The sequence below is a fragment of the Trichocoleus sp. FACHB-262 genome, assembly GCF_014696035.1.
Lineage (GTDB): Bacteria > Cyanobacteriota > Cyanobacteriia > FACHB-46 > FACHB-46 > Trichocoleus.
In genome coordinates this window covers 1-9,438 of record NZ_JACJPK010000084.1, presented here as the reverse complement: position 1 = coordinate 9,438, position 9,438 = coordinate 1, and the positions used below count along the sequence as shown (strand labels likewise).

General features: G+C 46.8%; 13 protein-coding genes. 9 read left to right on the top strand and 4 right to left on the bottom strand.

Annotation, left to right across the window (positions count from 1 at the left end):
• The first annotated feature begins 686 nt into the window (after positions 1-686).
• Complete coding sequence (locus H6F68_RS16695) at positions 687-1,100, top strand: hypothetical protein (protein WP_190560712.1); 414 nt, start codon at positions 687-689, stop codon at positions 1,098-1,100.
• 148 nt (positions 1,101-1,248) lie between these two features.
• On the opposite strand, the gene H6F68_RS16690 is transcribed toward H6F68_RS16695, so the two are convergent.
• Genes H6F68_RS16690 through H6F68_RS16675 form a run of 4 tightly spaced genes read right to left on the bottom strand, consistent with a single transcriptional unit; the run spans position 1,249 to position 3,032 of the window.
• The gene (locus H6F68_RS16690; RefSeq protein WP_190560710.1) at positions 1,249-1,617 is read right to left on the bottom strand and encodes an acyl carrier protein; all 369 of its coding nucleotides are present in this window, start codon (positions 1,615-1,617) and stop codon (positions 1,249-1,251) included.
• 4 nt (positions 1,618-1,621) lie between these two features.
• Entirely contained in the window at positions 1,622-2,032 is a 411-nt protein-coding gene (locus H6F68_RS16685) for a hypothetical protein (protein WP_190560708.1), read from the bottom strand.
• A gap of 23 nt (positions 2,033-2,055) precedes the next feature.
• Entirely contained in the window at positions 2,056-2,421 is a 366-nt protein-coding gene (locus H6F68_RS16680) for a hypothetical protein (RefSeq protein ID WP_190560706.1), read from the bottom strand.
• A gap of 8 nt (positions 2,422-2,429) precedes the next feature.
• Positions 2,430-3,032, bottom strand: coding sequence for a hypothetical protein (locus tag H6F68_RS16675; protein ID WP_190560704.1), 603 nt, complete (start codon positions 3,030-3,032; stop codon positions 2,430-2,432).
• 206 nt (positions 3,033-3,238) lie between these two features.
• Between H6F68_RS16675 and H6F68_RS16670 the strand changes: the two genes are divergently transcribed.
• The 8 genes from H6F68_RS16670 (at position 3,239) to H6F68_RS16635 (ending at position 9,167) form a co-directional block, all read left to right on the top strand.
• A complete protein-coding gene (locus H6F68_RS16670) occupies positions 3,239-3,478 on the top strand; it encodes a ribbon-helix-helix domain-containing protein (protein ID WP_190560702.1) in 240 nt (79 codons plus the stop codon).
• Between the two features lie 190 nt (positions 3,479-3,668).
• Positions 3,669-3,968 (top strand): hypothetical protein, encoded by a 300-nt coding sequence (locus H6F68_RS16665; protein WP_190560700.1) that lies wholly within the window; start codon positions 3,669-3,671, stop codon positions 3,966-3,968.
• Between the two features lie 56 nt (positions 3,969-4,024).
• The gene (locus H6F68_RS16660; protein WP_190560698.1) at positions 4,025-4,399 is read left to right on the top strand and encodes a hypothetical protein; all 375 of its coding nucleotides are present in this window, start codon (positions 4,025-4,027) and stop codon (positions 4,397-4,399) included.
• A 319-nt stretch (positions 4,400-4,718) separates the two neighbouring features.
• The gene (locus H6F68_RS16655) at positions 4,719-5,369 is read left to right on the top strand and encodes a PEP-CTERM sorting domain-containing protein (protein ID WP_190560696.1); all 651 of its coding nucleotides are present in this window, start codon (positions 4,719-4,721) and stop codon (positions 5,367-5,369) included.
• Between the two features lie 343 nt (positions 5,370-5,712).
• Positions 5,713-6,297 (top strand): tyrosine-type recombinase/integrase, encoded by a 585-nt coding sequence (locus H6F68_RS16650; RefSeq protein ID WP_190560694.1) that lies wholly within the window; start codon positions 5,713-5,715, stop codon positions 6,295-6,297.
• Between the two features lie 518 nt (positions 6,298-6,815).
• A complete protein-coding gene (locus H6F68_RS16645; RefSeq protein ID WP_242065546.1) occupies positions 6,816-7,574 on the top strand; it encodes a ParA family protein in 759 nt (252 codons plus the stop codon).
• A 2-nt stretch (positions 7,575-7,576) separates the two neighbouring features.
• On the top strand, positions 7,577-8,056 hold the full coding sequence (locus H6F68_RS16640) for a hypothetical protein (RefSeq protein ID WP_190560692.1): 480 nt from the start codon (positions 7,577-7,579) through the stop codon (positions 8,054-8,056).
• Between the two features lie 52 nt (positions 8,057-8,108).
• Positions 8,109-9,167, top strand: a complete 1,059-nt coding sequence (locus H6F68_RS16635) for a PDDEXK nuclease domain-containing protein (protein WP_190560690.1) — start codon at positions 8,109-8,111, stop codon at positions 9,165-9,167.
• Positions 9,168-9,438: the final 271 nt, after the last annotated feature.

Genomic DNA, 9,438 nt, shown 5'->3' with positions numbered 1-9,438 from the left:
AATCTTTTGCCGTGGTGAAGTATCTATTTGAGCTGGTCACGCATCAGCAGTGGTTTACGTTTGAGAAGGCCTTCATGTATGGTTAGCCCCACATCCTATTTAGGATTGCTATAGCGACATTTTTCTTAAAATTGATAAGTTTGATGATATTTCTAAACCTGACATATTTGCGAAAATATTTGCATGTCTTATTCTAGGCAAGATTAGAAAAGAAGATTTTATTGAGCTTTCGCCTACCCTCAATCTTGCTAGTTTTGGCGAGCTTATAGAATTTTCTGATTCTTACTGGAGAGATAAAAATCATTTTCACAGGGGTGCTTATAACTTACCTAGCTCAGACTATGGAAGCCTTTTATCTTCAAAGTTAGTAGAAATCAATCTAGAATACGAGAATCATCGTGCTCCTAACTCGGCAGGTATTTTGATGTACCATCTAGAATACAAGATTACAGAGTTAGGTTGCTTGTATGTATACATTTCACAAGACTTCGAAGATCACTTCACGTTCATGAATGATTCTGAAAAAAACTACCGAGATAGAGACAGAAATTATTGTTTTGAAGCACCTTGGTCCAATAAAGAGCTTGAAAAAAAGGTTCAACAAAGATGGCCATCAGATAGATAAGAAACTTTGCTTGAATTAATAGTTCAGAGCTTGGGGTTTAGCAATACCAACGTTTGCTGGAGTGGCAGTTTTTAGTCTTGAAGTTTGGCGCTTCTTCATCCTGTTTATTATTGGGACAGCCGAGCAAGCAGAGGGAATGTCATTTTTTCTTTGGATGGCAGTAGGAGCCTTAGCCGCATCACTAGTTCTTTATTTAGTGTTTGTAGGCTTGTACTCTCTACTACTCCGCCTGTTCTGGACAAAACCGCCTCAGTGGGTGCATTTCCGCGATTGGAAGATGGTGCTTTACGGTTTTGTAGTGACTACGCTAGCAATATTGGCAAGTGCCATCACCTTTGCTTCATTTCTCAAAGCTATTCCCGTTGGTGATTCAGTCGTTGCCACGATTCAAAGAAGAGATGGCTTGAATGAGGAACAGGTTATAGAGAGGCTATTTGGCCGTTGCCACGATTCAAAGAAGAGATGGCTTGAATGAGGAACAGGTTATAGAGAGGCTATTTGGCGTCTGGTTCGTGGTTGCAGCCTACTGCTACCAGACAGAGTTGCTAGTTCGTCAACGTCTCAATAAAAAGCGATCGCCCTAATAAGGTGAGCGATCGCCCTTCAAACAGCTGATTAAATTTTTATGCTGCTACTCCAGCAGATTTTTTAGGTAAGCCACGAGGACACCTAACTGCCAGATCAGGCTGAATATGGTTCCACAAAGTCTCTAGTTCTTCTGCCAGGTACTCTGAATCAATTTCCGTGGTTGGGCCGTGTTGTTCGTCCTTCAGCACAGCATAGAGACTGGTTTGAAGAGTACTGCTCTCATCCTTCCACTGACGATAGCGCAGCTCTGGTTGATAACCCATCTCTACCAGCAGTGCCAGAGTTTCGCTGATGGTCATATTCTCAACCTCGCTCAGGACAACGTAGAGCAAAACTTGTCCCGGTCCTGGCTTAACTGGCATTTCTAAGGGTGCTAAGGGCTGTAATGGTGCTACGGATTGCATAGTTCTATCCTCTGAAAGTGCATTCGTAACGTTTACCTTTGCCAACTTGGCGAACGTTGGAAATGGTGACTTTTGACCCTCCTTGATGAGTCGCTGTTCTTGCTAAAGCTTCGCACTTTTTCTGAGCTTCTGCGACGCTATCTGCCCACACATAATCAATCCAGTTTTCTTGTTCGCCTTCAGCTTCTGGGTCATCCAAAACGGGCATAGGAATCAGGATTGGGTTTTCCAAAGTGTGCTTGACCTGCCAGTAAACAGCTCCTCCAACGGTTACTACTGCAACCACACACTGAGGCGTACTCATACATGCAGCTACAGCAGGAACTAAAGCCGCAGGGGTAGCCTCCATTCGTTGTGGGATTGACAGAGCTGCTGTGGTAGCAGCGAGGGCGATCGCTACTTTTTGCCTAAACATAGGGACTCCTTTGATGGCGAAAATTAATTGTTTCTAGTGCTGAAGCTGTAGCCTTCGTACATCCCGGCAGTGTTGTACCTGATGCCGATCCAGGTTTCGCGATCGATTTCTAGCGGGAAATATTCGACGTTGCCAACAAAGCAATAAGGCAAGCCTGCTAGATCTCGCATGGCATCGGTGCTGTTACCTCCTGCAAGGTGAATCAGGCGATTCAATTGTTCTCGTGAAAGCGTGGCTTCCGGATCGACCATCTGGCAGTGGTCCTGAACTGGGCTAGCTGCATAGGGGTTGTTGGCAATTGCGGGACTGCTGAAGCCCAGCTCTGCACCAATATCTTGCTGGCATTGCTGCACGGTTGTTGCTAGCAGCCCCAAGGCAAATTGTTTCATCACTGCCCCTAGCTTCCAGTTTCTAGAAACTGTTGTCTCAACTGGTTATAAGTTTCGAGTTCTGCTGTCACCTCGACTTCGAACCGCTCCATGCCACGCACAGCGCCTCTGGCTCGGTAAAGGTTGATTTCACCTTGAGAGAAATCCGTCGAAGTTGCAGCGGCTTGCTCGTTGAGACGTTGCAACCGCTCTACAAGCTCTTGGCCTTTTTGCTGCAAACTGCCTGCTTTGTTTTGCAGCGTGGCAAGCGCTCCTCCTACTTCTGGCGGTAGCAGCTCCCCCTCAATCACTCCAGCGCTGGCCCACTCCTGGGAGTAGCGAGACTTCGCATCGATCACCCAATCTTTAGACTTCATGCCCTCGGTTTTTACTCGCTGGGCGAAGTCAGAGAAGAGCGATCGCGCCAGCTCGGTGAAGCCGTCTTTGTCTTTTAACAATGGTTCTGGTGCAACTTGAGCCAGCCAACTAAACCAGCGGGTCCTAATCGTCACCTCTTTGACACTGTGCTCATCTGCAATCTGCTGTGCGGTGTACCGTGCGGATTGTGCGGTAGATGTGCGGCTAGGCGTGCTACCAGGGTGCAAGCGAACGTGCATTGTTACGTTTTCCATATGTGCTCATTCCTTAGAATCCTTGATTTTTCTAGTTTTCAGCCTGTGCTGTGCGTGTACAGCGATCGCACAGCCGTTGTGCAATTAAACGTGCTTTTACCGTGCGATTAGACAAATAAAAGCTTATCAGATTTGGCATCTTTTGGCATCCACTGGCATCCAAATGAAGCTATTCTTTAGAAATTGATGCTTTTGAGTAAAATGAGATGCGTGATTTGGTAACTAACGACTTGCCACGAAAAGACGAGCGAATCTCTGTCCCGTTTGATGCGGAGACCTATGAGCGACTAGAGCAAATGGCTGATCAAGAAGAGCGGCCTATTGCTCGACAAGTCACGCTATTGGTGAAAGCCGCCTTTGAGTTGATTGATGAGCAAGGCTTTCGACTAGTAGAAGGGAAACTAAGAAAAATCTCTTTTGAAGAGCTGGAAACTAAGGATAGCTAGAAGCTCCTCAAGAGAAAAATAGTTTTTATATAAAGAAATTGCTACAGCAGTTATGCCAACGAAATTTATTACCAATTGCAATTGCAAATTAAGCTAGAGCAAACTCCGGTGGAGATTGCTCATAAGCTGCTGAAAAAGATGGCGATCGATAAGGACAAGAAGGATTGATTGGCTTGGTGAGATCCAACTCGTGGCTCGACCTGGTAGGCGGGAGGAAAAACGAGACAACGTCTATCGGATTGATCTCAGCGTGAATCCGGTTCGGGCTCGGCTGCTTGAAGCAGCTCGACGCAGGCTTTATGGCTCCGTGTCCTCGATTTGTAATAAAGAAGTCACTAACTTACAAATTGATGACACCACTAAAGATCAACCAGCATTGCCCCATCCTGAAGAAGGAGTGGGGGCAGTGGTCACCCAGGCCGGGGCGATGGGGCGTTGGGTGATTGAGGCTATCTCTGATCTTGTTGGAACCAAAGCGATCGATTGGTGAAGAGGTAGAAGAAGCTTAGATGGGATTACTTAATGTAGTGCAAAGTACGGAGCCTAATGACTAAAACACAGCAAATTGGACGAGCGATTTTGATAGCCATAGGAGTACTGACCCTTGCGCCTGAGCTTTATATCCTCACATTGAGGCTCAATAGTGGTGGAATCCCGATTGAAGATGTTGTCCGCCTTGCTTTAACGGCTGCTCTTTCGTATTGCGTCTGGCTGGGAATGCGTTGGGCTAAGTGGCTTGCCGTCTTTCTTTTAACAATGGGTGGATTAATCCTTATAGCGCTAGGGGCTATCTCCCCTCCCCTTGTTTCAGGGATGGGAATTTTATATATTGCTCTCGCTATTTCTCTCGGCTTTATCCCTGCTGTAAAAGAATTCTTAGCCTATCAAAGGAAGCCACGAGTTACTAATCAAGCTGAATGAATCAGCTTTGTTTAGAGCGCAATCACCTTACTTACATCCGAAACAAGTTATTTCATCACGCCAGTTCGCACAACAACACAATAGTTGAGAGTCGTGATCGTCCGTCTGGTTGCACCTTTGCCGAACACGGATATGTAGCGGTATTAATAAACACGCAAATATCAGGGGCGAACTTACTTTAGGCGAGGATGTTGATTCAGTGAAAACTCCATGAGGAGGAGAAGAAGGGCGCTGATAGTGCCCAAGGAATGTGTATTGTGAGCCTAAGTGGTATGTGTGCTTATTACAACAACAACTATACTCAGGAAAAATTCCAACGATGTTTCCATTCATTCGCTCGATCGCAACTGTTGCTGCTGGCTTAGCGCTGGGTGCCAATTTATTGCAAGCGGGTTCTGCTCAAGCCGCTAGCTTTTACGACTTCAATATCCAGTGGGATGACAACACCGCCACAACAGGTTGGTTTGAGGTGGATGATACTCCGGATTACCAATACCAATACCAAGACCCGTACTGGGGTAGTGATTACAGCTATAGCTACAAAAATTGGTCTTTGAGCAGCTTACTAGATGCCAGCTTTACTCACAAAGGCACAGCCTTTGGAAAATCTGACCTCAGCCATATGTATTTGGATAATTATGATTTTCCAGCAGGAGGATATTACCAGCCTTTGTACGGCAATGTCGCCAACTTCTTAAATTTAGGGTTCAGCGCTCAGAGCCAGTATTCCTACTTATATGCTTATGACACTGGTGTAGATGGGAGTCCCGCCTTAAACAGCGATTACGGCTACACCTACCAACACGACAACAATTACAACTATTATTCGAGTGCATCCGCAAGAGCAGTTAGTATTACGGAGCGCTCAGCAGAAGCTGTCCCTGAGCCTACAACCCTCGCAGGGCTAGCGTTAGCAGGAGTTGGTATTGCTGCTTCACGGCGCAAGCAACAGCGCAAGATTGCTGCATAAACAATTGGGGTGATCTACATTGCTAAGCTGCTAGCAGTTCACTCCCCAGATTTTCTTTATCCCCTAGTGACGTATCCGCAACTGGGGGATTTTGCTACATAGAGGACTGCACTTGAGCAACTTGGCTACCCCCAACCACTTTGGGATGAAGAGAATGCCAAGGTAATTGAGAGGCTCTTCACTTCAGCTTCTAAGCCTGAGTAGTACAGAAGCTAAAGGTTGACGACTAACAACGCAAATTCAATGCTTTGACCCCTATACATCGTAAAATTGACCTTTTTCGATATAACAAAAACTGTCCGTAAAATGTACTTTTTACGGACAGTGGCTCTAAAATGGCTCTATGTCCTCCCCCACTGAGCTCTCTAGACAACCCAATCTCACTTACCGCAGCCGCGAATACTTGACTCCCAGAGAGGTGCAGCGGCTGATTGAAGCAGCCGGCCAACGCGGCAGACATCCCCTGCGCGATCGCACGTTGTTGTTGCTGATGTTCCGCCACGGGCTGCGAGTAGGGGAAGCTTGTTTGCTGAAGTGGGATGCGGTAATGCTGGAAGAGCGATGTATTGCGATCGCTCGTCTCAAGGGCAGTAATAGTGGGGTGCATCGCCTGCAACCGGATGAACTGGAAGCGTTGGTGTTGCTGCGAGAACGCTACTCGGGCAGCTATGCTCTATTTGTGAATGAGCGAGGCACGAGGCTGACGACGGGGGCGATCTCAAAAATGATGAAGCGTTCTGGAGAGCTAGCTGATCTTCCTCTGCCTGTGCATCCACATATGTTGCGTCATTCTTGCGGGTATTATCTGGCAGAGCAGGGATTGCCGACTCGGGATATTCAGGAGTATTTAGGACATAAAAATATTCAGCATACGGTCAGGTATACAGCGGCGAATCCAGCGAGGTTTGACCGGATTGTGTGGAGATAACCAGAACTCATCAAAGAAGTCTGTCGTCGCATTCGCGTAGCTAGAAGTCACTGGGATGCCCACAACAACACTGCCTGCCGTCGAGAACGCGATCGCGCCTTAGCCCTGTACAATACCCTGACTCCGGAGCAAAAAGACCAAATTCCCCAAGTCCTGCGAGTTTGGCTCCGCTACTGCAGCGAAAAGTACTTCGGCGCTCACCGCACTCCACCCCAGAAACAACACAAGAAGCGATCGCGTTAGCAGTCAGTCCAACGTGGTTACCAAGCTATAAAACAACAAGTCAACTTCCCAACCATTTAGCTTGACACCTTCCTAGCAAGTTAACTTGTTGACAAGTCAACTAAGCCTAAAACAATTAACCTATGGCTCCTCCTGGGCAAGCTACATTAAGCTCATCAAGTTAGGTTGACAGGAATACAGGAAGTCAACAAGTTAACTGTTCAACTTGTTAGATGGTTAAAAAGTTTACTTGTTAACTGGTTAACTTGCTGGCAAGCTAGTAATCAACCACATTGATGCTCTCTATGATTATTGCGATCGCCAACCAAAAAGGTGGAGTCGCTAAAACCACCTCAACTCTTGCCCTTGGAGGTCTTCTAGCTCAGCAAGGCTCCTGCCTCGCCATCGACCTTGACCCTCAAGGCAACCTCACAACTGGGCTAGGGGTCAACGTAACTGATGATCAACTCACGGCTTACGAGGTTATTACCGAGCAAGCTGAAGCTTTAGATGCAGTCATCAAAACTAAATCTGGCCTCGATCTACTCCCTGCTGACATCTCCCTTGCCAAAGGAGAAACCGAGCTGCTCAGTAAAGTGGGGAACTTCTACATCCTCAAAGAACGTTTAGAGCCAGCTCAATCTCATTACCAACACATCTTGATCGACTGTCCCCCTAGCTTAGGACTCCTGACAGTGAATGCCTTAGCGGCTGCCGATCGCTTGTTAATTCCAGTTCAATGCCAGTTTTTTGCCCTTAAAGGACTCGAAGCACTCCTAGATACGATTCAAAGTGTCAAAAAACGGCTCAATCCGAATCTACAGATTTTGGGTGTTCTGCCAACAATGGCCGAGAAGAACACAGTCATGACCCAGGACGTACTCAGCACTCTCAAAAATCAACTGGAAGCAATCAGAATTTTTGACCCGGTCCCTAAGTCTGTGAAGTTTGCAGAATCTAATCTAGCTGGAGAACCCATTCACCAATACGCCGGAGAGTGGCGACTTGTGCAGCCCTATCGAAGCGTTATCCAAGCGATTCAATCGGAGTCCTAACCATGCCTAGACAACGTCCTAGAACCAGCGATCGTATCAATCTTCCTCGCAGCAAAGCGGATGAATACTTCGACTCTGTAGAAGTCAGACCAGATGACCAGACAACAAGTCAACAAGTCAACCAGCAAGAAAGTCAGCAAGTTGTAGACGACAGCCACCCAACAGAGCCAACAATTTCAGTCAGCCCATCTGCTGACAACCGGAAAAAGCAATCCAATACTCAACCAATATCTCTACCAGACAACAAGTCAGGAAGCCAACAACCTAAGAAGTTGAAAAAAGCGACTTTTCAACTTGATGAGACATTACTCAAGGAACTAGACACCTTTCACCTCAAGTTGCAACTGGAGTTAGGCAAAGAGAATGCGCCTTATAAGGAAGTGTTAGTAGAAGCAGCGATCGCTCAGTTATTGGAACAATACCAACAGGCTCCAAAAGAGACTTTAGACACGCTACAAACTAGGCAAGCCAATCGAAGCTGAACTGTCTACTTCTTTTGCGAAACCCTTTAAAACTAATCGGCGAAGTTTGATCGTGACTGACTCCCTGTCCTCCCCTGTACCCTTCAATTACGACCGATTCCTCACTGACCTCAAACATCAGATTCGCTCGGCTCAACTTCGAGCCTCAATCGCCATCAACCGTGAGCTGATTCTGCTCTACTGGCAAATCGGTCAGTCTATCTTAGCAAGGCAACGTGAAGAAGGCTGGGGCACTAAAGTCATTGACCAACTGAGTCGAGATCTGGCCAAGGCATTCCCAGAGATGAAAGGCTTTTCCTCTCGCAACCTCAAATACATGCGAACCTTTGCGGAAGCCTATTCAGATGAAGAAGTTGTGCAACGCAGCGTTGCACAATTGCCTTGGCGTCACAACATTGCCTTACTCGAAAAACTCAAAGACGCGGACGAAAGGCTTTGGTACGCCCAACAAGCGATCGAAAATGGTTGGAGCCGGGATGTTTTAGTCCTGCAAATCGAAACAGGGTTGAAAGCAAGAATTGGTGGCGCAACTACCAACTTCCAAAGAGTTCTTCCTAAAGAGGAATCTGATTTAGTTCAGAGCTTACTCAAAGACCCCTATCATCTAGACTTCCTCACCTTGGGTAAGGATGCTCAAGAGCGAGAGCTAGAAAATGCACTCGTTTTACATATTCGCGACTTCCTACTAGAGCTCGGATTAGGCTTTGCTTTTCTCGGTAACCAATATCCGATCGAGGTGGATGATAAGGAATACAAACTTGATCTCCTCTTCTACCACGTTAAACTTCACTGCTACGTGGTGATCGACCTCAAGATGGGTGAGTTTCAACCCGAATTCAGCGGCAAAATGAATTTCTATGTTGCAGCAGTGGATAACCTCCTTCGTGCTCCTAGCGACAACCGGACGATTGGCATCATTCTGTGCCGCAGCAAGAGCAAAACAACTGTGGAGTATGCGCTTCAAGAAATGGGTAAGCCAATCGGTGTTTCAACCTTTCAACTCAGCGAAACCCTTCCCGAGCCCCTCCGAAACAACCTCCCCTCCGCAGAACAACTAGAGATGGAGATTGAGGCGATCGCCACTGACCTAGAGGACAAGGGTGTCAACTAAGAGTTCATTTGTTTGTTTGGAGCGGGAGTAGAGGATTCGCAGACCTTCCCTAAAAATAATGAAGCGCTCCCTAGCTATAGGTTGTAGAGAGCGCTTTAAGAGCGATCGCCCCGTTGAATACACACCATACAAACATTGAACAAGACGATCACTGATGTGATTTCAATCGGAATTTGCAGCGGCGGCGGAGCCGCAATCAACCCAGCTAGGATGAAACCTACACCGACAAAAATAGAGACAATCAGAATCACCTCATCGTCAAATAGCTTCA

Bases quoted from the DNA above. Each gene is read 5' to 3' on its own strand.
- H6F68_RS16690 (WP_190560710.1), bottom strand. From the start codon at position 1,617: ATGCAATCCGTAGCACCATTACAGCCCTTAGCACCCTTAGAAATGCCA.
- H6F68_RS16685 (WP_190560708.1), bottom strand. From the start codon at position 2,032: ATGTTTAGGCAAAAAGTAGCGATCGCCCTCGCTGCTACCACAGCAGCT.
- H6F68_RS16680 (WP_190560706.1), bottom strand. From the start codon at position 2,421: ATGAAACAATTTGCCTTGGGGCTGCTAGCAACAACCGTGCAGCAATGC.
- H6F68_RS16675 (WP_190560704.1), bottom strand. From the start codon at position 3,032: ATGGAAAACGTAACAATGCACGTTCGCTTGCACCCTGGTAGCACGCCT.
- H6F68_RS16670 (WP_190560702.1), top strand. From the start codon at position 3,239: ATGCGTGATTTGGTAACTAACGACTTGCCACGAAAAGACGAGCGAATC.
- H6F68_RS16660 (WP_190560698.1), top strand. From the start codon at position 4,025: ATGACTAAAACACAGCAAATTGGACGAGCGATTTTGATAGCCATAGGA.
- H6F68_RS16655 (WP_190560696.1), top strand. From the start codon at position 4,719: ATGTTTCCATTCATTCGCTCGATCGCAACTGTTGCTGCTGGCTTAGCG.
- H6F68_RS16650 (WP_190560694.1), top strand. From the start codon at position 5,713: ATGTCCTCCCCCACTGAGCTCTCTAGACAACCCAATCTCACTTACCGC.
- H6F68_RS16645 (WP_242065546.1), top strand. From the start codon at position 6,816: ATGCTCTCTATGATTATTGCGATCGCCAACCAAAAAGGTGGAGTCGCT.
- H6F68_RS16640 (WP_190560692.1), top strand. From the start codon at position 7,577: ATGCCTAGACAACGTCCTAGAACCAGCGATCGTATCAATCTTCCTCGC.